The 24,105-nt window shown below is 70.7% G+C and carries 28 protein-coding genes; 10 read left to right on the forward strand and 18 right to left on the reverse strand.

Annotated elements, in window-relative coordinates:
* Positions 1-3 precede the first annotated feature (3 nt).
* Both NE235_RS13725 and NE235_RS13730 read right to left on the reverse strand, forming a co-directional pair.
* Positions 4-363, reverse strand: a complete 360-nt coding sequence (locus NE235_RS13725) for an NADH-quinone oxidoreductase subunit A (RefSeq protein ID WP_252779618.1) — start codon at positions 361-363, stop codon at positions 4-6.
* Positions 364-480: 117 nt separating this feature from the next.
* On the reverse strand, positions 481-1,761 hold the full coding sequence (locus NE235_RS13730) for a geranylgeranyl reductase family protein (protein ID WP_252802607.1): 1,281 nt from the start codon (positions 1,759-1,761) through the stop codon (positions 481-483).
* A gap of 262 nt (positions 1,762-2,023) precedes the next feature.
* On the opposite strand from NE235_RS13730, the gene NE235_RS13735 reads away from it, so the two are divergent.
* Complete coding sequence (locus NE235_RS13735; RefSeq protein ID WP_252802609.1) at positions 2,024-2,716, forward strand: demethylmenaquinone methyltransferase; 693 nt, start codon at positions 2,024-2,026, stop codon at positions 2,714-2,716.
* 10 nt (positions 2,717-2,726) lie between these two features.
* On the opposite strand, the gene NE235_RS13740 is transcribed toward NE235_RS13735, so the two are convergent.
* A complete protein-coding gene (locus tag NE235_RS13740) occupies positions 2,727-3,038 on the reverse strand; it encodes a DUF4229 domain-containing protein (RefSeq protein ID WP_252802611.1) in 312 nt (103 codons plus the stop codon).
* Positions 3,039-3,220: 182 nt separating this feature from the next.
* Positions 3,221-4,225 (reverse strand): threonine ammonia-lyase, encoded by a 1,005-nt coding sequence (locus tag NE235_RS13745; RefSeq protein WP_252802613.1) that lies wholly within the window; start codon positions 4,223-4,225, stop codon positions 3,221-3,223.
* A 218-nt stretch (positions 4,226-4,443) separates the two neighbouring features.
* Between NE235_RS13745 and NE235_RS13750 the strand changes: the two genes are divergently transcribed.
* Complete coding sequence (locus tag NE235_RS13750; RefSeq protein WP_252779585.1) at positions 4,444-4,659, forward strand: BldC family transcriptional regulator; 216 nt, start codon at positions 4,444-4,446, stop codon at positions 4,657-4,659.
* A gap of 54 nt (positions 4,660-4,713) precedes the next feature.
* Here NE235_RS13750 and NE235_RS13755 read toward each other — a convergent pair whose 3' ends face one another.
* Both NE235_RS13755 and NE235_RS13760 read right to left on the reverse strand, forming a co-directional pair.
* Positions 4,714-4,977 (reverse strand): hypothetical protein, encoded by a 264-nt coding sequence (locus NE235_RS13755; protein WP_252802615.1) that lies wholly within the window; start codon positions 4,975-4,977, stop codon positions 4,714-4,716.
* An 11-nt stretch (positions 4,978-4,988) separates the two neighbouring features.
* Positions 4,989-5,933, reverse strand: a complete 945-nt coding sequence (locus NE235_RS13760; RefSeq protein ID WP_252802617.1) for a hypothetical protein — start codon at positions 5,931-5,933, stop codon at positions 4,989-4,991.
* 173 nt (positions 5,934-6,106) lie between these two features.
* On the opposite strand from NE235_RS13760, the gene NE235_RS13765 reads away from it, so the two are divergent.
* Entirely contained in the window at positions 6,107-6,457 is a 351-nt protein-coding gene (locus tag NE235_RS13765) for a PLD nuclease N-terminal domain-containing protein (protein ID WP_252802619.1), read from the forward strand.
* Between the two features lie 68 nt (positions 6,458-6,525).
* On the opposite strand, the gene NE235_RS13770 is transcribed toward NE235_RS13765, so the two are convergent.
* The 6 genes from NE235_RS13770 to NE235_RS13795 all read right to left on the reverse strand — a co-directional run bounded on the left by NE235_RS13770 (position 6,526) and on the right by NE235_RS13795 (position 12,449).
* Positions 6,526-7,698 (reverse strand): L,D-transpeptidase, encoded by a 1,173-nt coding sequence (locus NE235_RS13770; protein ID WP_252802621.1) that lies wholly within the window; start codon positions 7,696-7,698, stop codon positions 6,526-6,528.
* 85 nt (positions 7,699-7,783) lie between these two features.
* Positions 7,784-8,743 carry a c-type cytochrome biogenesis protein CcsB gene (ccsB, locus tag NE235_RS13775; protein ID WP_252802623.1) on the reverse strand — a complete coding sequence of 320 codons (960 nt, stop codon included), beginning with the start codon at positions 8,741-8,743 and terminating at the stop codon, positions 7,784-7,786.
* A 5-nt stretch (positions 8,744-8,748) separates the two neighbouring features.
* Complete coding sequence (gene resB, locus NE235_RS13780; RefSeq protein WP_252802625.1) at positions 8,749-10,359, reverse strand: cytochrome c biogenesis protein ResB; 1,611 nt, start codon at positions 10,357-10,359, stop codon at positions 8,749-8,751.
* A 25-nt stretch (positions 10,360-10,384) separates the two neighbouring features.
* Positions 10,385-11,086 (reverse strand): cytochrome c biogenesis CcdA family protein, encoded by a 702-nt coding sequence (locus NE235_RS13785; protein WP_252803120.1) that lies wholly within the window; start codon positions 11,084-11,086, stop codon positions 10,385-10,387.
* 96 nt (positions 11,087-11,182) lie between these two features.
* Entirely contained in the window at positions 11,183-11,761 is a 579-nt protein-coding gene (locus NE235_RS13790) for a TlpA family protein disulfide reductase (protein ID WP_252802627.1), read from the reverse strand.
* Between the two features lie 55 nt (positions 11,762-11,816).
* Positions 11,817-12,449, reverse strand: coding sequence for a histidine phosphatase family protein (locus NE235_RS13795; RefSeq protein WP_252802629.1), 633 nt, complete (start codon positions 12,447-12,449; stop codon positions 11,817-11,819).
* 151 nt (positions 12,450-12,600) lie between these two features.
* On the opposite strand from NE235_RS13795, the gene NE235_RS13800 reads away from it, so the two are divergent.
* The 3 genes from NE235_RS13800 to NE235_RS13810 all read left to right on the forward strand — a co-directional run bounded on the left by NE235_RS13800 (position 12,601) and on the right by NE235_RS13810 (position 16,024).
* Positions 12,601-13,980, forward strand: a complete 1,380-nt coding sequence (locus NE235_RS13800; protein ID WP_252802631.1) for an ATP-binding protein — start codon at positions 12,601-12,603, stop codon at positions 13,978-13,980.
* A 140-nt stretch (positions 13,981-14,120) separates the two neighbouring features.
* A complete protein-coding gene (locus NE235_RS13805) occupies positions 14,121-15,296 on the forward strand; it encodes a L,D-transpeptidase (RefSeq protein ID WP_252802634.1) in 1,176 nt (391 codons plus the stop codon).
* A gap of 119 nt (positions 15,297-15,415) precedes the next feature.
* Positions 15,416-16,024: a hypothetical protein gene (locus NE235_RS13810; RefSeq protein ID WP_252802636.1), complete on the forward strand. Its 609-nt coding sequence runs from the start codon at positions 15,416-15,418 to the stop codon at positions 16,022-16,024.
* Positions 16,025-16,042: 18 nt separating this feature from the next.
* Here NE235_RS13810 and NE235_RS13815 read toward each other — a convergent pair whose 3' ends face one another.
* A complete protein-coding gene (locus NE235_RS13815) occupies positions 16,043-16,615 on the reverse strand; it encodes a TetR family transcriptional regulator (RefSeq protein WP_252802638.1) in 573 nt (190 codons plus the stop codon).
* A gap of 84 nt (positions 16,616-16,699) precedes the next feature.
* Between NE235_RS13815 and NE235_RS13820 the strand changes: the two genes are divergently transcribed.
* Complete coding sequence (locus NE235_RS13820; RefSeq protein ID WP_252802640.1) at positions 16,700-17,719, forward strand: NAD(P)-dependent alcohol dehydrogenase; 1,020 nt, start codon at positions 16,700-16,702, stop codon at positions 17,717-17,719.
* 511 nt (positions 17,720-18,230) lie between these two features.
* Here the strand turns inward: NE235_RS13820 and NE235_RS13825 are convergent.
* Positions 18,231-18,707, reverse strand: a complete 477-nt coding sequence (locus NE235_RS13825; protein WP_252802642.1) for an HIT family protein — start codon at positions 18,705-18,707, stop codon at positions 18,231-18,233.
* A complete protein-coding gene (locus NE235_RS13830) occupies positions 18,694-19,677 on the reverse strand; it encodes a helix-turn-helix domain-containing protein (protein ID WP_252802644.1) in 984 nt (327 codons plus the stop codon). The genes NE235_RS13825 and NE235_RS13830 overlap by 14 nt, the downstream gene beginning before the upstream one ends.
* Before the next feature lie 46 nt (positions 19,678-19,723).
* On the opposite strand from NE235_RS13830, the gene NE235_RS13835 reads away from it, so the two are divergent.
* On the forward strand, positions 19,724-20,110 hold the full coding sequence (locus NE235_RS13835; protein WP_252802653.1) for an ATP-binding protein: 387 nt from the start codon (positions 19,724-19,726) through the stop codon (positions 20,108-20,110).
* Between the two features lie 424 nt (positions 20,111-20,534).
* Here the strand turns inward: NE235_RS13835 and NE235_RS13840 are convergent, their stop codons facing one another.
* Positions 20,535-20,903: a MerR family transcriptional regulator gene (locus NE235_RS13840; protein ID WP_252802655.1), complete on the reverse strand. Its 369-nt coding sequence runs from the start codon at positions 20,901-20,903 to the stop codon at positions 20,535-20,537.
* 64 nt (positions 20,904-20,967) lie between these two features.
* Between NE235_RS13840 and NE235_RS13845 the strand changes: the two genes are divergently transcribed.
* Both NE235_RS13845 and NE235_RS13850 read left to right on the forward strand, forming a co-directional pair.
* Positions 20,968-21,936 carry an aldo/keto reductase gene (locus NE235_RS13845; protein WP_252802657.1) on the forward strand — a complete coding sequence of 323 codons (969 nt, stop codon included), beginning with the start codon at positions 20,968-20,970 and terminating at the stop codon, positions 21,934-21,936.
* A 151-nt stretch (positions 21,937-22,087) separates the two neighbouring features.
* Positions 22,088-22,546, forward strand: a complete 459-nt coding sequence (locus NE235_RS13850) for an alpha/beta fold hydrolase (RefSeq protein ID WP_252802658.1) — start codon at positions 22,088-22,090, stop codon at positions 22,544-22,546.
* A 24-nt stretch (positions 22,547-22,570) separates the two neighbouring features.
* Here NE235_RS13850 and NE235_RS13855 read toward each other — a convergent pair whose 3' ends face one another.
* Complete coding sequence (locus NE235_RS13855) at positions 22,571-23,371, reverse strand: ABC transporter permease (RefSeq protein ID WP_252802660.1); 801 nt, start codon at positions 23,369-23,371, stop codon at positions 22,571-22,573.
* Positions 23,372-23,374: 3 nt separating this feature from the next.
* Positions 23,375-23,986: an ATP-binding cassette domain-containing protein gene (locus NE235_RS13860; RefSeq protein WP_252802662.1), complete on the reverse strand. Its 612-nt coding sequence runs from the start codon at positions 23,984-23,986 to the stop codon at positions 23,375-23,377.
* Positions 23,987-24,105 lie beyond the last annotated feature (119 nt).

The following is a 24,105-nucleotide window of genomic DNA, read 5'->3' on the forward strand; positions in this document are numbered from 1 at the left end:
GTGTCAGTCCCACTCCAGACCACCGCGACGCCACACGTAGGCGTACGCGATGAGGACGGTGACGATGAAGAGCACCATTTCGACGAGACCGAACAGCCCCATGTGGTCGAAGGCGACCGCCCACGGGTAGAGAAAGATGATCTCGATGTCGAAGACGATGAACAGCATCGCGGTCAGGTAGTACTTCACCGGGAAGCGGCCACCGCCGACCGGCTGCGGCGTCGGTTCGATGCCGCATTCGTACGCTTCGAGACGGGCGCGGTTCCAGCGCTTCGGCCCCGTGAAGGAGCCCATGATGACCGAGCCCACGGCGAACAGCAGCGCGAGCGCGCCGAGTACGACAATAGGAACGTAGAGGTTCAAATCCCTACACCCCCCTCTTGGTGGTTGCCTTCGAGCGCGCCGTCGGTGCGGCACGGCCGCGGTCCACGGGCGGGATTCCCAATCCTAGGCAGGGCGATCATCATTTCTTCTCTCGTCTCACGCCGCCGGAGCCATTTTCGACATCGCGTTGATGACGCGGTCCATCGCGTCGCCGCCCCGTGGATCGGTCAGGTTGGCGAGCAGCTTGAGCGTGAACCTCATCAGCGTCGGGTGCGGCAGGCCGTGGCGCGTCGCGAACTTCATGATCCGCGGATCGCCGATCGCCTTCACGAAGACCCGGCCGATCGTGTAGTAGCCGCCGTAGGCCTCCTTGAGCACGCGCGGGTAGTCGTGCAGGGCACGCTCGCGCTGCGCCGGGGTGGGCCGGGCCAGGGCCTGGGCGATGATCTCGGCGGCCATCGCGCCGGACTCCATCGCGTACGCGATGCCCTCGCCGTTGAACGGGTTGATCATGCCGCCGGCGTCGCCGACGAGCAGGAGGCCGCGCGTGTAGTGCGGGGTCCGGTTGAAGCCCATCGGCAGGGCCGCGCCGCGCACCGGGCCGGTGGCATTGTCCTCCTGGTAGCCCCACTCCTCGGGCATCCCGGCGAGCCACTTCTTCAGGAGCTCGCGGTAGTCGACGTTCTTGAATGCCTCGCTCGTGTTGAGCAGGCCGAGGCCGACGTTGGAGGTGCCGTCGCCGACGCCGAAGATCCAGCCGTAGCCGGGCAGCAGCCGGTCGCCGTCCCACAGCTCCAGCCAGGACTCGAGGTAGTCGTCGTCGTGGCGCGGGCTCGTGTAGTAACGCCGGACCGCCACGCCGATCGGCCGGTCGTCGCGCTTGCGCAGGCCCATCGCGAGCGACAGGCGCGTGGAGTTGCCGTCGGCCGCGACGACGAGCGGCGCCGTGAAGGTCACCTCGCCGTCGTCGGTCTTGGCGACGACGCCGGTGATCCGGCCGGTGCGGTCGTCGAGGACCGGGCCGGTGACGTTGGTGTTCATGCGGAGCTTGACGCCCGCGGCGACGGCGCGCTCGGCGAGGATCTGGTCGAAGTCCATCCGCGTGCGGACCAGGCCGTAGTCGGGGTAGCTCGCCAGGTCGGGCCAGGGCAGCTCGAGGCGGACGCCGCCACCGATGATCCGCAGCCCCCGGTTGCGGATCCAGCCGGGCGCGTCGATGTCGACGCCCATCTTCACCAGCTGCTTCACGGCGCGGGGAGTGAGGCCGTCACCGCACACCTTCTCGCGCGGGAAGGTCGTCTTCTCCAGCAGGATGACGTTGAGCCCCGCCTGAGCCAGGTGGTAGGCGGTGGTCGAGCCCGCCGGGCCCGCGCCGACGACGATGACGTCGGCCTCGGTCTCGGGGTCCTTCTGCGTTATGGACACTGGCTCGGTCACGAGAATCCTTCGGGTGCACGGTTTCGGTGGTCCGCCCTGCGGACGGAGCGATGCCGCGACGGATCGTACGGGGCTGCGTGCAGCCGGGTGCGACCCGGGGTGCGTTCTGGCTCTCCATGTTCTTTTGTGAAGCGCTTCACAAGCTCCCTACATCCGTGAGTCTAAACCGTGCCTCTCGATGCTCGGGAACCATGCGCGCTGCCCGATCGTACGCGCCTGCCCGCGTGCTCCGTTAACCGACCGCTTGCGTACGCTTACCTGCGTGACGCGCGCATCCCTGGACAAGCGACCGGCAGAAGTGGCGGCGATGTTCGACCGCACCGCCGCGCGCTACGACCTGCTCAATGACCTGATGACCGGCGGACTCGACCGGCTGTGGCGGCGCGAGGTGGTCAAGGCCCTCGACGTTCAGGCCGGCGAGCGGGTCCTCGACCTCGCGGCCGGCACCGGCACCTCCTCGGTGCCGTTCGCCGAGGCCGGGGCCTACACCGCCGCCTGCGACTTCTCCTTCGGCATGCTCCAGGAGGGTGTGCGCCGCAACGGGGACGCCGGCGTGCGGTTCGTGGCCGGCGACGCGCTGCGCCTCCCGTTCGCCGACGAGTCCTTCGACGCGGTGACGATCTCCTTCGGCATCCGCAACGTGAGCGACACGGTCCAGGCGCTGGCCGAGCTGCGGCGGGTGACCCGGCGGGGCGGGCGGCTGGTCGTCTGCGAGGTCAGCCGGCCACCGAACCCGGTGCTGCGGACCCTGCACGGCCTGCACCTGAAGGTCGGCCTGCCGCTGATGGCGAAGGTGAGCTCCAACCCCGACTCCTACCACTACCTCGCGGAGTCGACGGCCGCCTGGCACGACCAGGCGGGGTTCGCCCGGCTGATCCAGGAGGCCGGGTGGACCTCGGTGCGCTGGCGCAACCTCACCTTCGGCGCGGTGGCGATGCACCACGCCGTCCGCTGACCCCGGCGGGTCAGGCCGTGGGCTCCCGGCCGTCCTGACGGACCGTCGCGGAGGAGGCCGGGACCTCGCGGCTCTCGTCCTCCTCCTCGTCCTCGCGGGCGGCGCCGGCGGCGAGGTTCTCCCGCATCCGGGCGGCACGCCGGGTCACGGAGGCCGAGACGGCGTCGCGCTGGCGCGACAGTAGGACGAAGCTGATGATGCCGCTGATCAGGATGGCCAGCGCGAGGAGCAGGAACCCACGCGCTCCGGCCAGGAACAGCACTCCGGCGGTCGCGCCGAACAGCGCCAGCCGGGCAAGGGTGTAAACGAGTACGGAACGCATGACGTTCTGAGACTATCCCCCCTTCGCGGGAGCCGGTTCGGGGACCGGCCCGCCGGTCCCCGGACCACGATCGTCAGCCGCGCCCGGGCCGCTCGGGCCGACCCGCCGGTCCGCCCCGGATCGCTCGGGCCGACCCGCCGGCCGGCCCTGGGGCCGCGATCGCCGTCTCCCCCGGGCCGTCGTCAGGGGGTCCCGGGCTGCTCAGGCTCGCCGAGGACCTCCGCGTACAGGACCGGGTCGACGTTCGCGCCGGAGACGACGGCGACGTGACGCCGAGGGCGCCCCGCGTGGTTCCGCCCCCGCGACGCCGTCGCCGCCAGGTGGCCGGCGGTCGCGACCGCTCCGCCCGGCTCGGCGACCAGGCCCGCCCGGCGGGCGAGCACCCGCATGGCGGCGCGGATCTCCTCTTCGGACACCACGATGATGTCGTCGACGTACGCGCGGATGTGCGCGAAGGGCAGCTCGCCGACCCGCTCGACGCGCAGGGCGTCGGCGATCGTCCGGCCGGTCTCCGCGGCCGGCCACCCGATCCGGCGGCCGACGCGGAAGGAGTCGCGCGCGTCGGCGGCGAGTGCGGGCTCCACGCCGATGACCTTCGTCTCGGGGCGCTTCGCCTTGATCGCCGCGGCGATACCGGCGATCAGGCCGCCCCCGCTGATCGGCACGAACACGGCGTCGGCCTCGGGCTCGTCCTCGACGATCTCCAGGCCGATCGTGCCCTGCCCCGCGATGACCCGCGCGTCGTCGAACGGCGGGATGAGCGCGTACCCGTGCGCGCCGGCCAGGCGGTCGGCCGTCTCCACCCGGGCCTCCATGGTCGGCTCGACGAAGACGATCTCGGCGCCGAGCGCGCGGCAGGCGTCGGCCTTGATGGCCGGGATCGTGTGCGGGACCACCAGCACTGCGGGGATGCCTAGCACGTTCGCCGCGTAGGCCACCGCCTGGGCGTGGTTGCCGCTGGAGTGCGCGATGACGCCGTTCTTGCGCTCCTCCTCGGGCAGTGCGCTGATCGCGGCGTACGCGCCGCGGAGCTTGAAGGAGCCGACCGGCTGCAGCGACTCGGCCTTCAGCAGGAGAGGAGCCGAGGGCGCCGTGCCGCGCAGCGGCACCAGGGGGGTGCGCAGCGCCACTCCGGACAGCCGCCGGGCGGCGTCTTCGATCTCCTCCAGTGTTACAAGATCGGGCATAGCGAGCACCCTACGTGGCTCCGGGGTGTCACTGTCGGCGACGGGTCGGCCGGACCGCCGGGAAGGCCGCAACTGATCGGTCACATGTAGTCATTACTGCATGTCACAAAACTACGCAGCGTGATGTTTTCCGAAAACAAGGGAGAAATCGGTCTTGACACGGCAGACTGAGAAACAGTCCACCCGCGACGAGAGCGGGACAAAGGGGGAGAGAAAACGTGGAGAGTACGAGCGAGCGCCTGCTGACTCCAGGTGAGGTCGCCGCCCTGTTCCGGGTCGACCCGAAAACGGTAACACGCTGGGCAGCGGCCGGCCGGATCAGCAGCATCCGGACGCCCGGCGGGCACCGCCGTTTCCGGGAATCCGAGGTGCACGCACTACTGAGGGGCGAGGAGCCGGTCGAGTCCTCGGTACGCAGCGAACTCAGCCGGTAGACGGTCGACGGCGGCGACCGGACCTCGCCGTCATCCCTCCACCTGCCGGGCCCGTCACTCCTCCGCCTGCCGGGCCTTGAACTCCTCGAACTCGGCGCGCAGCGCCTCATCGTCCTCGCGCCAGCGGCGACGCTTGTCCGCCATCTCCTCTTCCGAGATCGACTGCTCGAGAAGACGCTGATAGTCGGGATCCTCCGGGCCGATCTCCACATACGCCTGGCCGATCACGCTCCCCGACCCGCCGTGCGCCTGCCGCCCGCGGGCCAGCACGCTCGCGGGCACCCGCAGGTTCCCGCCGGGGAGCCTGATCACGTACATCGCGCCATCACCTAAATCCCGTATTTGCGGTTGAAGAAAAGCATTACGTTGAGCGCCGTTCGGGTATCGCCGCCCAGCATGTCGACAAGCGCCGGCCGTTGCCGGGACGCGATCGCCGCGAACGCGTCCGCAAAGAACTCGTGCCGACCGAGATCTTCCGCCTGCCGGTGAAAGTCACTCTCCAAGTGTGGAAGACATTGGGCGTACAGCGCACGGAACTCCGGACTGTCGGACTGCCATTGTCGGCCGCCCTCATCGGTCATGATGCCGTCGATGTCGTCAAGAGCGTGCCCGATCTCGTGCAGCATGACGTCCGGAGTCGGTGACGGACGGTCACCGACCACGATCGTGCGATCCCCGTACGCCCCGGCGCAGATGTCCCAGGTCGCCTTCCCCGAGGGCAGGGGCTCGCCCCGCAGGTAGGCCATGTCGTCGAGGTCCGGGACACCGCCGGAGCCGACGTAGATGCCGTTGAGGTTCTCGGCCAGCCGCTCCTTCAGCGCCTCGGGCAGGTCGGCGAGGCTGTCCACGGCCCGTACGACGTCCGGGGAGACCGGCTCCCCGCCGGCGGGCCACTGGCGGTAGAGGATGTCCTCGAGCGACCCGCAGTGCCGGCGCCCGTCCCGTACGTCGGGTGTGTCCGGCGAGTGCGGCGCCGCGCGGGGGAACTCGTCGTCGAGCTCGAAGTCGCGCCAGGTGTAGCGCGGCTCGGCCGGCCGGTCGGGCAGCGGGGTATCCGCCCGGTCCGTGAGCCGCCGTTGCTCGTCCGGGCGCAGCTTGCGGAAGCGGCCGAGCGCGTCCCGGGGCTGCAGGCGGCGCGGGCGGGCGACCGGTCGTTCGGCGGGCGCCGTGCGGTCGGCGTCTCCGGTCGAGTCCTTGCTCCGGCGGTGGCGCCCGGTCCGGGAGTCGGCGGCCGGCGCCTCGAACTGCTGGCGACGGTTCACCCGGTAACGCATCACACGGCCCCTCGCCTCGGCTAACCCGAAGCGTAGGCCAGCCGCCGCCGCCCGTCACCCCAGGCCGCCCGGTGGCCCGGCTCCGCCGCCTCTGCGGCCCCGGTCGGCGGGCTCTGCGGCCCAGTGCGGTCATCGTTGCGGTGGCATTCAGGTAGGCGGGTTACGCTGCGAGCATGCTCGTCCTTGCCGTCGTGCTCGTCCTTGTCGCACTCGGCGTGTGGCTGTTCTGCCTCTTCGAGGTCCTGTCGACCGATGAGACCGAAACGCGGCATCTTCCGAAGTTCGCGTGGTTCCTCATTGTGTTGCTGGGCTTCGAACTCGGCGCGATCGCCTGGCTCCTGTTCGGCCGGCGCCGCGGGTTCGTACGGGCCGGCGTGGGCGCGTGGCCGCCGGAGTTCCTCACCTCGCGGGACTTCGGCAGGGACGACGTGGGCCCGGTGGACGGGGGCCGCCCCCTCGGCCCGGACGACGACCCGGAGTTCCTCCGCCTGCTGGACCGCCGCCTCCGCGGCGAGGAGTCCTAGGGCCTAGACACGCGTCGGCCCCGGCGCCGTGACGGCGGCCGGGGCCGGACAGAACGTCCTCGTACGGGTCAGTGCAGGGCGCTGCCCGCGACCCACTTGTCCCAGGACAGGGCCCAGAAGACCCAGCCGTTAGAGTCGACCTCGTTGGCCAGCTTCCGGCGTGTGCCGGTGACGTTCACGATGTCGCCGCGCTGGGCGATGTTGTAGAAGTAGCGGGCGCCGGTCGGCGAGGTGCGGACGCAGCCGTGGCTGGCGTTGCGGTTGCCGAGGGCGTCGTACTCCCCGACGCTCTGGTGGACGTACTCACCGCGGTTGGTGATCCGGACCGCGAGGTGCACTTCCTCCTTGTAGTAACCGGCGTCGCCGGGCCTGCGGCCGGGCGACTCCATCGTCACGGTCTCGGCCTTCTCCTGCGTGATGTGCAGGCCGCTGGTCGTGGTGTACTCCATCGTCGTCCCCACGCCCGTGCTGATCGGGAACTTCTTGACGACGCCGTCGTGGTTCACCTTCATGTAGTGCGTCTTGGCGTTGGCCACGGTGACGTTCGACGCACCGATCTTGAAGGAGCGCGACACGTCCGCCTTGCCGTACACGCCCTTGAGGCCGCGGACGCCGGCGAGGTGGGCGTTGAGCGTGACGTTCTGGTGCGCGCCCCAGAACTGCTTGGTGCGGAAGACGACCTCCTGGCTCGACATCCAGTGCCAGCCGCCGGTGTCGCCCTTGTCCGACTTGACCTCGAGCGCCCGCTCGACGTTCGCCCTGTTGGCGATCGGCTTGTCGAACTTCACGATGATCGGCATGCCCACGCCGACCTTCTCGCCGGGCATCGGCGTGATGTCGGCGATCTTGAAGGTCTGCGTCGCCTTCTGCGTCGTGAACGTGCTCTGCGTCGTCGTGGTCTTGCCCTTGGCGTTCTTCGCCGTGACGTTCACGGCGTAGGACGCGCCGGGCTTGAGCGTCCACTTGGTCTTCCACTGCGTGTGGTCGGCGTTGAAGTCGCCCGGCACCTGCGCGCCGCCCTGGGTCACCGAGACCTGCTCCAGCTTGCCGGCCGAGGCCGCGACCGCGACGCCCTGATCAGGACGTGCGGCGCCGGTGCCGTTGGCCGGGGTGACGCGCACCTGGGCGTCGGGCGCCTTCGTCCCGTCCTTGCCGTTCGTGCCGGCCTCACTGCTGCCCGTGCACGCGGACGCGCCGGCGAGCAACGCCACCACCGCCAGCATGCCACCGGCAGACCGCATCTTCCCCACGCGAGTCCTCCCAGATTCACCCACGACCCATGTGACGCACAAGGTGTGTGAAAAGTTGCCTCTGGGAGTTAAAGGATCACGCGTAGGAGTGCATTCCCGAAACGAGGTAGTTGATCCCGAAGAAGTTGAACAGCAGGCACGCGAAGGCGATCAGTGAGATGATGGCCGCCTTGCGGCCCCGCCAGCCGGCGGTGGCGCGGGCGTGGAGGTACCCGGCGTAGACGACCCAGGTGATGAACGACCACGTCTCCTTGGGGTCCCAGCCCCAGTAGCGGCCCCACGCGGAGTCCGCCCAGATGGCGCCCGCGATGATGGCGAACGTCCAGATCGGGAAGCCGAACATCATCGTGCGGTGGGCGAGGCGGTCGAGCGTCTCGGCGTCGGGGACCCGCTCCAGCAGGCCGCCCGGCTTGGGCGCCGTCCGGCGGGCCCTGAGGAGGTAGAGGATCGTCGAGACGCCGGCGACGGTGAACGTTCCGGTGGCGGTGACGGCGGCGGTCACGTGGATCGCGATCCAGTACGAGTGCAGCGCCGGGCGGAGCGGGCCCGGGTCGTCGTAGAGCCAGATCGTGGCGATGCCGAGCGCGATGACGACGGCCACCATGAGGAACGGGCCGAGCCAGTTGGTCTTGTAGCGCCAGAGCATCACGAGGTACACGGTCACGGCCGCGAACGTGATCGCGGACACGAACTCGTACATGTTGCCCCAGGGCACGCGGTCGGCCGCCATGCCACGCGTGACGATCTCGGCGCCGTGCACGCCCCAGGCGAGCACGTTGAGCAGGATCGCGAACCGGCCCCAGTCGACCCGGCGGCGCTCGTCCTCGTCCTCGGTCTCGGTCTCGGTCTCCTGCGCGTCCTCCACGGCCTCGGGACCGCCCGCGCCGACGAGGACCTTCGCCTCCTCCGGCACGGCCGCGACGCGCCGCCGCCCGAACGAGATGTCGGCGGCGTACCCGACCATGGCGACGACGTAGAGCAGCACCGCCCCGAGCATCAGTTGATTGCTCAGGTGGGCCAGATGGGGGTCGACCACGGCCGTCACTCCTCGTCCATATTCGGGGATTCGTCCGGAGCCGTGCTCCGGGGCTGTTCCGGGGCGGCCTTCTTGAGCCGCTCGACGATCGCTTCGAAGTCGGGAGTGGCACCGCCGAGGGTGAGCCCTCCGACCTGGACCACGGTACGCCCGCCCTCGGCGGCCTTCGCACGGACCCATACCCTGCGGCGGCGCACGAGGAAGGAGGTCACGATGCCCAGGATCGCGACGATGCCGGCGGCGAGCGCGGGGACCCGGCCGGGGTCATGGTTGACCTGCAGGGTGACGTACTGGCGGTAACCGTCGAAGGTCACCGACCCGGCGCCGCCCGGCAGCTGCAGCGTCTGCCCGGCCGCGAGCGGCTTGACCTTGTTGCCCATCAGGATCGGCTTGAGCTTGCCGGTCTCCAGCTTGTACACCGACTGCGGGGCGCCGTTGGACAGGCCGAGGTCGCCCTTGAAGGCGAACAGCGCGACCTGCGGGTTCCAGGCGGCGGGGAAGGCCGAGACGACCTTGCCCTGCTGGTTCGGCACGGCGGTAGGCCAGAACAGCCCGATGAAGCCGAGCTGGTCGGGCTGGGCGTCCGGCACCTTGATGACGCCCTCGGAGGCGTACGTCGCCTCGTTGGTCGGCAGGAACGGCACCGCGCCCTGGAAGGCGACCTGGCCCTTGCCGTCGCGCACGGTGAAGCGCGGCGCGTAGCCGTGACCCAGGAGGTAGACCCGCGCCCCGTCGACGTTCAGCGGGTGGTTGACCTTCAGGTCGTAGGACCGGACCGGGGAGCTCAGGCCGTTCTGGTACCGGACCTTGGCGGAGAAGTTCGTCGGCTGGCCTCGGTTGGGGCCGCTCGGCAGGTAGCTCGCCGAGAAGGAGTCGAGCCAGACGGTGAAGGGCGGCAGCTTCGAGGCGGTGAAGCTGCGGCCGCCCTTGAACGCGTCGTACGACGCGACGGTGTTGGAGAAGCCCTCCCCCTCGGTCACCAGGACGTTGCCCTTGTAGCCGAAGGCCGCGCCGGAGCCGACCGCGAACAGCAGCACGAGCAGGGCCAAGTGGAAGACCAGGTTGCCGGTCTCGCGGAGGTACCCCTTCTCGGCGGCGACCGCGTCGTCGTGGGCGTCGACGCGGAACCGCCGGTCCTTCAGGATCGCGCGCGCCTCGGCGAGCACCTCGTCGGGGGCGGCGTCCGTCTCGTACGACGCGGACTCCGGCAGCCGGCCGAGGTTACGCGGGGCCTTCGGCGGGCGGGAGCGCAGCTGGACGAAGTGGTGCTTCGCCCGCGGCAGCACGCAGCCGGCCAGGGAGACGAACAGCAGGATGTAGATCGCCGCGAACCAGGGCGCGGCGAACACGTCGAACAGGGAGAGCCGGTCCAACCAGGGGGCGAGCGTCTTGTGCTGCTGGAAGAAGGCCGTGACCTTCTCCGGCGCGAGCCCCCGCTGCGGCAGGAATGAGCCGGGCACGGTGCCGAGCGCGACGAGGAACAGCAGCACCAGCGCCGTGCGCATCGAGGTGAGCTGCCGCCAGCCCCACCGCAGCCAGCCGAACAGGCCGATGCCCGCCGGGCGCTCCCGTGGCGCCTGCGGCGCGGCCTGTGTCTCAGGAGCGTCGACGCTCACGGGCGTGCCCCCTTGTCGAAGCTCATCAGATCACCGTCTTGAAACCGGAGACCCAGCTCTGCAGCTGGACGGTCAGGTCGCTCCACAGCCCCGTCACCAGGAGCAGCCCGATGGCGACCAGCAGGCCACCGCCGATGCGCGTCACGGCCTGGTAGTGGCGCTTGACCCAGCCGAACGCGCCCAGGGCCTTACGGTACGCGACGGCCGTGAGCAGGAACGGCACGCCCAGGCCGAGGCAGTAGGCGAAGGACAGCAGCGCCCCGCGCGTCGCGCTCGCCTCGGTGTAGGCCATCGCCTGCACGGCGGCGAGGGTCGGGCCGATGCAGGGCGTCCAGCCGAGCCCGAACAGCGCGCCGAGGAACGGCGCGCCCGCCACCCCGGCGGCGGGCAGGCGGCTCGACTTGACCGTCCGCTGCAGCCCGGGGATGAAGCCCATGAACGCCAGGCCGAGCAGGATCGTCACCCCGCCCAGGACCTTCGTGATCACGTCCGCGTGCCGCTGCAGAAGCGCGCCGAACCCGCCGAACGCCAGCCCGGCGCTCACGAACACGACCGTGAAGCCGAGGACGAACAGCGCGACCCCGAGCACCAGCCGCCCCCGCCGCCGCTCCCCCAGGTCCGCGCCGCTCATCCCGGTGACGTACGACAGGTAGCCCGGCACCAGGGGCAGCACGCACGGGGACAGGAACGACACGAGCCCGGCCGCCGCCGCGACCGGGACCGCCATGACGAGCGACCCGCTGGTGACCGTGCTCACCACGCGCTCACCCCCGTACGGCCGTGGCCGGGGCGGTCACGGCGCGACGGCGCGTCGGGGTACGGCTCATTTCTCGGCCGCGACCTTGGTGACGAGGTCCCGGAGCCGGGAGTACGGGACGCTGCCGATGACGCGGACGGCGACCTTGCCCTGCCGGTCGACGATGAGCGTGGAGGGCACGGCGTTCGGCGGGATGTCGCGGAAGGCCAGCGCCACCTGCCCGGCCTGGTCGTACAGGCTCGGGTACGTGATCTTGAAGGTGCGGACGAACGCCTGCGCGTTGCCCTTGCCGTCCTTGATGTCCACGCCGAGGAACTCCACGCCCGAGCCCTTGGTCTGCTCGTAGATCTGCTCCATCGTCGGCGCCTCGGCACGGCACGGCGCGCACCAGGACGCCCAGAAGTTGACGACGGTGACCTTGCCGCGCTGCGCGGCGAGGTCGAACGCCTTGCCGTCGAGCGTGGTGCCCTTCACCTGTGGTGCGGGCTTGCGGTTCTTGATGATCTGGCTGGAGTTGTCGCCCGCGACATAGCGCGAGTCGGAGTTCCCGGCGCCGCTCTGCACCGCGTCGGTGCCCGCGCATCCCGCGAGCACGCCGGCACCGAGAAGGATCACTGCCGGAAGGGTCAGGGCACGGGGGGTCACGGGCACACTCCTACTACTACATCGTGTAGTACTCGCTTCTATTGTGCAGGAGGGCTCAGGCGCCGGGGACACTGGGGCGGCGCGACAGGTCGCCCGCCGGCTCCGCGTAGTCGACCTTGACGATGCGGTCGTCGTCGTAGGTGAAGCTGGTCACGCTGGCCAGCGCGCACTGCCGGCGCCCCGGGTGGTGCCACATCCGGCGTCCCTCGACCCGCCGCCGCGTCACCCAGATCGGCAGCTGGTGGCTCACGCACACCGCCTCGTGCCCGCGCGCGGCGTCGCGCGCGTCGGCCATCGCGGCCAGCATGCGCTGGGCGATCTCCTCGTACGGCTCGCCCCAGGACGGCCGGAACGGGTTCCAGAGGAACGGCCAGTGCTCCGGGCGGCGCAGCGACCCGTCGCCCACGCCGAACGTGTGGCCCTCGAAGTGGTTCGCGGCCTCGATCAGGCGCTCGTCGGTGCCGACCGGCAGCCCGAGCGTCTCGGCGATCGGCTCGGAGGTCTCCTGGGCGCGCTCCATCGGCGAGGACACGAGCACGGTGATGTCGCGCCCGTCGAACCACTTGGCCGCCGACTTCGCCATCAGCCGGCCGTCGTCGCTGAGGTGGTAGCCCGGCAGCCGCCCGTAGAGGACACCCTCGGGGTTGTGCACCTCGCCGTGGCGCAGCAGATGAACGATCGTCTTCATAGCCCCCCAACACTACCGGCCTCCGGACACGGTTCATGTGACCGCACCAGCGCGCCGACTCAACCTGCATCCGACGCTACCTGCATTCGATGCAGGTAACATCAGATGCAGGTTGATAGCGGCAGGTCGAGCAGGGGGAGCGATGGCCTTCGTGGGACGAGAGCAGGAGCTGGCCCTGCTCCGCGACTGGTGGGCGCACGATTCGGAGCGCCCGGCCCTGGTGTGGGGGCGACGCCGGGTCGGCAAGACGGCACTGATCCAGCGCTTCGCCGAAGACCTGCCACGTGTCGTGTTCCACACGGGCGTCGGGGAGCCGGCCGCGGCCGAACTCGCGGCGCTGTCCCGGCAGGCCGCGACCGTTCTTCCCACCGACCTGCGCGACCTGGAGGCGACGCCCTATCGGGACTGGGAGGACCTCCTCGACCACCTCGCCCGCGCCGCCCAGGAGCAGCCCATCCTCCTCGTCCTCGACGAGTTCCCCGAGCTCATCGCGACCTCGCCGGCACTGCCGGGCATTCTGCGGGCCTTCCTCGACCGCACGATGGGCAGGACCCGCCTGCGCCTGCTCCTGTGCGGCTCGGCGGTCCGGACGATGTGGTCGATCCAGCAGACCCGGGCGCCTCTGTACGGGCGCTTCAACCTCGCCCTGCCGGTACACCCTTTCCGCCCGCACGAAGCGTCGTTGCTGCTGCCCGGCCTGTCCCCTGTCGATCGCGCCCGCGTCTTCGGCATCGTCGGCGGCATGCCGTTGTACCTCACGTGGTGGCGTCAGGAGATGTCGGTGACGGACAACGTCGCGCGGCTGGCCTGCCGCCCGGGCAGTCCCCTGCTGACCGAGGGAAGGCTGATCATGCTGACCGAGGTGGGGGCGGATCACGCGGCGGCGACCCTGTACGCCATCGCGGCCGGGAAGACACGCCATCACGAGATCGAGGACACGATCGGCGCCGACCCCAGTCGTGTCCTGGAACGGCTGCTCGAGGCCCGGCTCATCGAACGCGTCATCCCGGTGACCGACGATCCGCAGCGCTCCCGGCGCCGCATCTACCGCATCGCCGACAACTTCCTCGCGTTCTACCTGGGGCCCCTCCTGCGATACCGCAGTGAGATCGAACGCGGCCACGGCGAGAACGTCCTGCCCGCCCTGCTCAAGCGACTCGACGAGCACATGGGCCCGGCCTACGAGGAGGCGTTCCGCGACCATCTCTGGCGACTGGCCGCTCGGGGTGACCTCGGCGAGGGGGTCGTGGCGATCGGCCCGTGGTGGAGGAAGGACGGTCAGGACCAGATCGACGCCGTCGCTCTGGCCGAGCCGGACCGCACCCGCGTCCCCGTGCTGGTCGGGGAGTCGAAGTGGGGACGTCGTATCGACGCCCGGCGCATCACCGCGAAACTCCACGCCAAGGCGCTCGGCCTGACGGACGACGTGGAGAGTCTCCGCTACGCCGTCTGCGGGCACGAAGAGATCATCAACGCCGATCCGGACACGCTCACCGTCACGGCCGAGGACATCTTCTCCCCGGGCGGGTAAGGGCATCCTCTACGCCGACCGTCGCGGACACGCCGCGCGGAATCGCGGCGTTCGGCGCCGTCTCGACGGATGCTTGGGTCGTACGCCGCTCCGGCGAACCTGCCCGCCGTACGCGCATCTCATAGAGAGTGAAGATCCACATGAGGAACAGGCGGCTGTTCGCCGGTCTGGCCATCGCCGCCGCGACCGTCGCCCTGACGCCGGCCTGCTCCGATGGCGGCCGGAAGGCGACCCCGGCCGCGGTGGACGCGACGATCAAGATCAGCCCGGCCGACGGCAGGCGCACCGTACGGCCGGATCGCAGCATCGAGGTCACCGTCTCCGGCGGGCGGCTGGACGAAGTGGACGTACGGCAGGACGGCACCGCGACGCCGGGCGCGTTCGGCGCCGACCGCCGGTCGTGGCGGACCGTGTGGACCCTGAGGCCGGGCGTCTGGTACCAGGTGAAGGCCGTCGCCCGGAACCGCCAGGGCCGGGTCACCGCGGTGATGAGCCGCTTCCGTACGGCGCCGGCCACCCACCGGATCGGCGTCGCCGACGTCACACCGCAGGCCGGTGAGAGGGTCGGCGTCGGGATGCCGATCATCGTGACGTTCGACGGCCCGGTCGCCGACCGCGACCGGGTCACGCGCGCCCTCGAGGTGCGGGCGGACAAGGCCGACGAGGGCGCCTGGCACTGGATGTCGGACCGGCAGGTCGTCTACCGGCCCCGCCGGTACTGGCAGCCGCACCAGAACGTGACCCTCGCCGCGCACCTGGCCGGCGTGCGCGCCGCCAGGGGCGTGTACGGGACGGCGGACCTCACCAGGACCTTCGCCATCGGCGCGGCGAACATCACGGTCGCCGACGCTCGCACCCACCGGATGAGGATCGACCACGACGGCCTGACGCGGACCTTCCGGATCAGCATGGGCAAGGGCACCACCCGGGAGTACACCACCACCAGCGGCATCCACCTGACCAGGGAGAAGAAGCAGGTGGTGCAGATGGAGTCGCCGAACTGCAAGCCGGACCAGTCCGGCTGCGACTACTACAAGGAGGACGTCCACCTCGCGGTGCGGATCTCGATGGGCGGCGAGTACGTCCACCAGAGCGTCGGGGAGTTCGACGCCCTCGGCGTCCGCAACGCCAGCCACGGCTGCGTCCGCACCTCGCCGACCGGTGCCCGGTACTTCTTCGGCATCGCGCAGCGCGGCGACATCGTCAAGATCACCGGAACGTCCCGCCACTTCGTCGACGAGCCCAACGAGGGCGACTGGAAGTACTGGAACTACCCCTGGAGCGCCTGGCTCAAGAACGGCGACCTGTCCCGCTGAGCACCCGTACCGCTGAGCACCCGTACCGGCCGCGTCCGGCGGCCCGCGAATCGGTGCATTCACCGCCCATCCGGGAAGTCGCCCTACCGGCCGCATCCTCGTCGATTAGGATCTCGGCCGTGTCCTCCTGGCGAGCCGCAGGCGACTTCCCGCCCACCTATCCGCATCCGATGCAGACGTTGACGCTGATGCTGATGGACGGCTCCGTCCCGCGACGGGCGCGCGGCGACATGGACGCCTGCCTCGCGGCCGCGCTGGAAGGCGCCGAGGGCCGTCTCCGCCCGGAGCCCGACGCGAGCTTGCTCTACCCGTTCGGCCTGGTCATGGACGCCGACGGCGTGCTGCGGAAGGCCGGGCAGTACGACGCGGACTACGCCTACGACGCCACGGCCACCGCCGGCGCGCTGCACCACCTCGCCGAGGGCTACCGCGCCCGCGCGGCCGAGCTGCGGTGCGCCGTGATCACCTACTACGTGCGCATGAAGGAGCCGTCGCCCGGCGACACCGCTCCCGTGGACGTCCGGCTCCGCCGGTCCACGGACTGGCGGATCGACGCGATGGCGCCCCCGGCCGGGACCGTCGACGCGGTCGCGATGGAGGCCGAGCACCAGTCGGGCTGCGCCCTCGCGGTGTTCATGCCGTTCGCCTGGCAGGGACCGCAGCAGGAGTTCGTCGTCGGCGACCTGATGGCCGTCCCCGCCAAGCGCCGTATCTGGCCCGACGCCTGACCCGTCTCCCGGCGCCGATCAGGGGCCGAAGGCCCGGGACACCGCCGTGGCCAGGGCCTGCCTGCGGCGTTCATGCTCCGCGTCCGGATCGCCGGGAGCGGCGACGTAGGACAGGCTCGCGCACGACCAGGCCAGGGCCATCGCGATGACCAGCGCGAGCACGTCGCGCGGCTCCATCGCGGGTGTGACGTGGCCGGTGCGCTGCGCTTCGGCGATCGCCCGTACCTTGGCCTCGCTCGCCGCCTCGTCGATCACGAGGCTCCCGTCCGTGACGCGTTCGAGCCGTGCCCAGGTGGCGAGCCGGATCAGCTCCGGCCGCTCGACCGCCGCGTCGTACAGGCGCACGGCGTAGCCCGGGAGGTCCTCGGCGGTGAACGGGGTCGTCTCCACGACGGCGTCCGCGTTCATGCGGAAGACGGCGTCGAAGAGGCCGCGCTTGTCGCCGAAGTGGGAGTACAGCAGCGCCTTGTTCACTCCGGCCTCGGCCGCGATCCGGTCGACCCGGGCGCCGGCGATGCCGTGGGCGGCGAAGTCGGCGGTGGCGGCGACGAGGAGCCTGCGGCGGGTGGCCTCGGCATCGCGGACGCGCATCCGCCGATGCTATCCGACCGGCTGGTTGACACCCCTGAAGCAGCGACCTAGGTTGTAACTATCTAGTTAGTTATAAGGGGGCGAATGATGATGAGGCGTGCGTACGCCGTCGAACAGGCGGGCGGCCCCGTGCGGGTGCACGAGTACGAGCCGGCGCCCCTGGGGCCGCTCGAGGTCGAGGTCAGAGTGACCCACTGCGGGATCTGCCACACCGACCTCGCCATGATCGACGACGAGTGGGGCATCGCGAGGTTCCCCGTGGTCGCCGGCCATGAAGCGGTCGGCGTCGTCGAGGCCGTGGGCGAGGCCGTCGACCCCACCCGGGTGACGGTCGGCCGGCGCGTGGGCGTCGGAGCCACGGCCGGATCATGCTTCGCCTGCGAATGGTGCCTCAGCGGCCGGCAGCAACTGTGCCCTGCCAAGGACAACGTGGTGGTCCGCGGGACCGGAGGGGCCTTCGCCAGCCATGTCCGCGCCGGCGACTGGCGGCATGTCCACCCCATCCCCGACGCCATCGCCTCCGAGCACGCGGGTCCCTTCCTGTGCGCCGGGACGACGGTCTTCCCCCCGCTCCTCCACCACGGGGTCAGGCCGACGGACCGCGTCGCCGTCGTCGGGATCGGCGGCCTGGGGCACCTGGCGATCCAGTTCCTCGCGAAGTGGGGCTGCCATGTGACCGCCATCTCCACCACCCCCGCCAAACGCGACGACGCCCGCCGGTTCGGCGCCCACGACTTCGTCGCGACGACCGAGGCACCGGGTCTCGAGCGGGTGTCGAACTCCTTCGACTTCGTGCTCTCGACCGTCTCGGCCGACCTGCCGTGGGACGCCTACCTGGCGACCCTGCGCCCGCGCGGCACGTTGTGCGTCGTCGGTCTTCCCAGCGGTGCGCTCACCATCAGCCCGCTCAGCCTCCTCCCCGGCGAACGGACCATCGTCGGAGGCGTCACGGGGTCCCCCACGGAGACCCGGCAGATGCTCGACTTCGCCGCCCGGCACGACATCCGCCCGATGGTGGAAATCTTCCCTGCGGCACGCATGGACGAGGCACTGGACCACGTCCGCCGCGGCCGCGCCCACTACCGCGCCGTCCTGGAACTCTGAGCCGGAAGGGCCGCCGAGGGTCTTCATCGCGTCCACAACGAACATCCTCGGCACTCACCACGACCCGGAGGTGGGAGACCTCGCCCGCCTCGGCCTCGGCCGGCAGGAGATCACCGACAGCACGGTGTCCTGGTCAGGTTCCGCTCCGGCTCGCGGAGGAGCAGTTCGTGTGAGAACGGCTCGTGATCAGACGGCAGGGTCGAGGCCGCCTAGCCGGACGAGCGTGACCATACGGGTGCGGGGAAGCATGCACCGGGCCGCTTCGGCGTTCGCGGATCGCCCGGACCAGCGATCTCGTGATGGTGGCTCGTCGTCATCACCGCACGCTCAGGGACACAACGCACCATCTCGGGCAGAGCGGGCACCACCGGGGGCCACCTTGTTCCCGTCAGCGTCCACTGAGGGAAGAATCCTCTCGTTTGGGTAGACGCCCCTGGGAAACAAGCCGCCGCCCCCGGCGCCGGCCAGAACCAACCCCGCACTGTGCAGGTGAAACACACCCAGCCAACGGCTAGCGGCCGGCGAGGAGCGGGCGCAGGCGGGCGCAGACGGCGGCCACGGCGGCCTCGTCGGGCAACCGGCCGGTGCCGGACATCGCGCGTTGCAGCTCCGGGCCGGACGCTCCGAAGCGGGTCATGTCCGCCTTCGTGATCGGCTGGACGACGAAGTGGATGTGGCCCGGCTTTCCGCCCGCATGGGACCACAGGCAGACGTAGACCTGCTCCGGCCGGACCACCTCCGTGACGGCCGCCGCCGTCCGCCGCAGCAGCGGGCCGAGCGCCGCGCTCTCCGTCTCGTCGAGGTCTGCCACGTGCAGGACATGCCGCAGCGGCTTGACCACGAGCGTGCCGACGCCGAGTGGACCGACACAGTGCTCAACGACCCAGCCGGCGCTCTCGTGCAGCCGCCCGCCCGGCAACGGCCGCACCCCAGAGCTCAGCTCACACGCGATGCACCCACTACGCGCCACCCGCTCAGCCGCCGACACGGACCTCCTCGACGACGGCCACCTCCACGCACTGCCCGCCCTCCTCATTGCTCCGCGCGCTACGACGCCATTGGACAGACCGCGGCTCTTCCGTGTTCATATGTCCTCCTGGACAGAACGGATGAACTCCTCGGACGCCGCAGCGGTCAATGCGGCCGCTCTGACCAAGTCGAAGCGGGCTTTGAGCCTGCCGACGTGCCGATGCTCCTTCGTGATACCACTCGGGATTTCGACCGTCTCCGCATAGGCCACCTCTGGCCGACCGTCGAAAGCCCATAATCGTGAAAGGCATCGAGAGGTAGATCGGCGCCTCCTCCGGGAGGACCTGGACGGTGATGTCTGGCTCTTTCATTGCGTCGAGGAGGCGTTGGAGCTGGGCGCGCATCACTTCTGGGCCGCCTACCTTGCGGCGGATGGCGTACTCGGCGAGCAGGAGGACGATCCAGGGGGGCTCGTCGCGGCGGAGGATCTGCTGGCGCTCCATGCGGGTCGCCACCAGTTGTTCGACCCTGTCGGGGTGGTTGCCGGCGGCGAGGACGGCGCGGGCGTAGTCCTCGTTCTGGAGGAGGCCCGTGATCAGCATCGGCTCGAAGATGTGCATGGAGGACGCCGTGCCCTCCGCTTCGAGGAACGGGCGGAACCAGCCGAGAGCCAGCTCGCGGGCGGCGAGCGGCTGGAGTTCGGCGAAGTAGCCGTCGAGGGCGAACAGCCGGTCGAAGTCCTCGGACATGGAGGTCGTCGCGGAGCGTTTGGCGGTTTCGATCTTCGAGATGAGGTCGCCGGTGCAGCCGACGCGGTCGGCGAGGGCGTCCTGCGTCCAGCCGTTGGCGTCGCGGTACTTGCGGAGTTTGTGGGCGAAGAGCGCCGCCACTGATGTCGTCGGGTCGACCTCGCGCCGATATCCCATGTCGCCCTCCGGGCTGTCGCTGTCGGGGGTTGTCGGGCCGCTTCCATTGCCGAGCGTAGTCACATGGCAACAGAGTAAGAGGCGAATCGACAATCCCCCGACGGACGCGATGGGCAGGGCCATGATCGCCGACTCGTACTCCCTGAAGCTGGGACCGCATCCGGGCGCCGCCAAGGTGGCCCGGCTGGCGGTCGAGCGGCGACTGCGGGACTGGGCGCTGCCGGAGCTGCTGGACGACGTGCACCTCGTCACGACCGAGCTGGTGTCCAACGCCGCACGGCTCGGTGCCGTGTTCGAGCTGACGATCAGCCGTCCGGGCGACCGGGCCGTCCTGGTGGAGGTGCGGGACTCCGGCGACGGCGAGCCCGCGATCCGGGACGCCGGGCTGGACGAGGAGGGCGGCCGGGGGCTGTTCATCGTCCGGGCGTACGCCACCGAGTGGGGCTGGCGGCCGGAGGGCGACGGCAAGACCGTCTGGGCGCGGTGCGGCGGCTGACGAGGCTCCGCGCGATCGGGTCTTCCCCCGAAAACCGGTCGCGCGGCAGGGGCCACGGCGAGTGCGGAGGTGAGGGGCCGGTACTCGCCGTGGCCCGTAAGTGTCAGGCGCGCCTTGACTCGGTGTTGGCGCAAGTGCACCACGGACTCGATATGATCGTTCAAATGATCTTCGATCAGGGAGTTCTCGGACTCTCTGATGGTGCCCCTGGGCTCCGTTGACCGCCCGGTCGTCGAACCGGCCGCCCCCAGGAACGTGGCCGGAGGATCGGCCGAGCCGGGCAGGAGGAGGGCCGGTGACCCGCTGTCGGGTCACCGGCCCTTCCCGTCTCAGGCCAGGCGACGAGGATCAGGTCGAGCCGCCAAAACCGCCCCGGGACGGGATCGAGATCGCGAAGCGCACCTCTCCGACCGTACTCCGGCGGTCAGCCCTGCGCGGACGCGACGGTCTCGGCCGCCTCCAGGTATCGCAGGAGCGCGTCCCGGTTGTGGGTGAGGGCGTCGATGCGGGACTGCATGCGTTCCAGGGACTGCCGGAGGATGTCGCGCAGCTCCGGACAGCCGGTGAGCCGGGGCCTCTTGCCCTCGGCGCACGGCAGCAGCTCCCGGATGACGTCCGTTGACAGCCCTGCGTCGAGGAGCCCGCGGATCTGAGCGACGATCATGGGGGCGTCCTCGGCGTACTCGCGGTAGCCGTTCGGCAGCCGCTCCGGGACGAGCAGTCCCTGCTCCTCGTAGTAGCGCAGCAGTCTCGTACTGACCGAGGTCCGTCGTGACAGCTCACCGATGCGCATGTGACTTACTCCACGATGGTTCGGCTGGACCTTCACATCGATGTGAAACCTTAGCGTCGGCGCCATGCGATACACACGTCTCGGCCGTACCGGCCTGCAGGTCTCCCGGCTCGTGCTCGGCACGATGAACTTCGGTCCCGACACTCCGGAGGAGACCGCCCACGCCATCATGGATCGCGCCCTCGACCTGGGGATCAACTTCTTCGACACCGCGAACATTTACGGCTGGCGGCTCGGTGAGGGCTGGACCGAGCAGATCATCGGGCGCTGGCTGGAGAAGAGCGGCCGGCGGGACGACGTCGTGCTCGCCACCAAGGTGTACGAGCCGATGGGCGAGGGGCCGAACACCCGCGGGCTGTCCGCCAGGCACATCCGGCGGCAGGTCGAGGACTCCCTGCGCCGGCTACGGACCGACCACCTCGATCTCTACCAGGCCCACCACGTCGATCGGAACACTCCGTGGGAGGAGTTCTGGCAGGCCATGGACGTTCTGGTCGCGCAGGGCAAGGTTCTCTACGTCGGTTCCTCGAACTTCGCCGGCTGGCACATCGCGCAGGCGAACGAGGCGGCCGCGCGCCGGAGCTCCCTTGGCCTGGTCAGCGAGCAGTCGCTGTACAACCTCGCCGAGCGCACCGCCGAACTCGAGGTGCTTCCGGCCGCCCGCGACTACGGGCTCGGTTTCATCCCCTGGTCACCGCTGTACGGGGGCATCCTGGGCGGGATCCTCCGGAAGGACGGACCCGGCCGGTCGAGCGGCTCCGACCTCACCGAGAAGCGCCTGGCAGCCGTCCGGCCCCGGGTGGTGGCGTACGAGGAGTTCTGCGACGGACTGGGCCGGCACCCGGCGGACGTGGCCCTGGCCTGGCTGCTGCACCAGGAGGGAGTCACCGGGCCGATCATCGGCCCTCGCACGCTCGACCATCTCGAGCGCGCGGTCGGCGCCTTGGACGTGCGTCTCGGCTCAAGCGAGCTGGACCGCCTCGACGAGATCTTCCCCGGGCCAGGCCCCGCCCCGGAGGCCTATGCCTGGTGACCGGCCGCCGGGTCGCCCGGACTCTCCGCCGGCTGGGCGGCGCCTACGCACGCCACTACGCGCAGCGCTTCCCCGGCGAGGTGGCCGGGTTGCTCCTGCTCGACCCCGCCACGAGGACTTCCTCGACCGCGCGCCCCGGCAGGTCCCCGAAATGCTGGAGCGGATGAAGAGCCGGGAGCTGCCGGAGCCGACCGAGGATCAGATCCAGCGCTCCCGTGACGCGCTCGCCGGGCACTTCGCGGCCTGGCCGGACGCCGTACGCGGGCCGCTCATCGAGTACCACCTCACCGCGTGGCGCACGGCGTGGAACGAGGACAAGAACCTCTACACCGAAGTCGCCGCCGAGCTCCGGAACGCACCCGCCCCGCCCGACGTGCCGCTCATCGTGCTCACCGCCCTGGGCCACGACCCCACCCAGGCACACCTGTGGCCGGAGGACCTCCTGCGCGAGATCAACGCCATGAAGCGCACCGTCCACGCGGAGCTCGCCGCGTCGGTCCCCCGCGGTGAACAGCGGGTCCTCGACGACGTCGGGCACGGCTGGATACACGAGGAACGCCCCGACGCCGTCCTCGGCGCCCTGACCGGGATCCTCCACGCGGCGAACTGACCGCCGGGGGCCACAGGCGCCGGATCAGGCGTCGCGGCGGTGCAGGGTCCACACGCCGGCCAGCAGCGCGGCCACGGCCCAGACCGCGGTCACGGCCAGGCCGGCGGCCGGGCCGTAGGGGTGGGCGTCCGTTGCCATGAAGTGCTGCCCGGCGATGCTCGGGAGGGCGTCGGCGACGTGCCGGCCCGCACCGCCGGCGGCCCCGAGCAGGGCCGGCACCACCATGAGGAGAAGGAAGACGCACGTCAGCGTGCCGACGGCGCTCCGGAGCACCGCGCCGGCGCCCAGCGTGAACGCCGCGACCACTGCGGTGTACACGCCGACGCGCAGGGCCGCGGCGGCCACTCCGGTCACCGGGAACGTCCCCCAGCGTCCCATCATCGGATCGGCCACCGCCGCGCCCGCCAGGGCGAGCGCGGTCCCGACCGCGAACATCACGGGAGCCAGCACGGTCACCTTGGCCAGCAGCATGCGGTGGCGTACCGGGGTCCACAGCAGCGTCGACCGGATCGATCCGGTGGAGTACTCCGAGGTGATCATCAGCATGGCGGGGGCGATGATCACGACCTGGACCAGGGTCACCGCCTCGATCGCCAGGTCCCCGGCGGACAGGACGCCGGGGTGCGGCCGGTCGGCGTGCGTGTTGTCGTAGACGTGGGAGACCGCGAGCTGCGCACAGGCCGCCGCCATGACCAGCCCCGCGCTCAGGAGACACCACCAGGTCGAGCGGACCGACCACAGCTTCGTCCACTCCGCGGCGATCGCGCCGCGGAGCCCGCCGCGCGCCCTCGTACGAGTCCGGTCGTCCGTCATCGTGATCGTCATCGTTCAGGCCCGCCCTTCCGGCACCGCCGCCGTCGTTCCGTACTCGACGCTGTCCGCGGTGAGCTCCATGTACGCCTGCTCCAGCGACGCCGTCCGCACTTCCAGGCCGTGCAGCGGCACCCCGAGCCGGTGGGCCAGGTCGCCGACCCGTTCGATCGACCCATCGCGGACGGCGAGTTCGTGATCGGACACCCGCTCCACCGCCGACCGCTCCACCGCGAGCGCGTCGGCCAGCGCGCGCAGCCGCCCCGCGTCGGGGCTGCGGACCACGACCCGGCTGCGCGCGCCGCCGCCGAGGACCTCCGCGATCGGGGCGTCGGCCAGCAGGCGTCCCCTCCCGATGACGATCAGCTGGTCGGCGGTGAGCTGCATCTCGCTCATCAGGTGGCTGGAGACCAGGACCGCGCGCCCCTCGGCGGCCAGGGACCGCGCCAGCTCCCGTATCCACCGGACCCCGTCGGGGTCCAGGCCGAAGATCATGCGCATGGTGGTGGACTTGCCGGCACCGTTCGGGCCCAGGAACCCGGTGACCCGCCCCGGCGCGATGTCCAACGACAGGTCCCGCACCGCCGTCGTGTCGCCGTACCGCTTGGTCAGCCCGCGAAGGGTGATCATCGCCTCTCCCCCGGTCGTTCTCGGTGGGTGAGAACTTAGGGACCGGCGGGCCGGTGCGGCATCGCACCATCGGCACCGCCGACCCCTCACTTTCGTCAGGCCCGGGTTCGGGGGACGAG

Origin of the sequence: Actinoallomurus spadix, from assembly GCF_024055725.1 — a bacterium.
GTDB classification, from domain to species: Bacteria; Actinomycetota; Actinomycetes; order Streptosporangiales; family Streptosporangiaceae; genus Actinoallomurus; species Actinoallomurus spadix.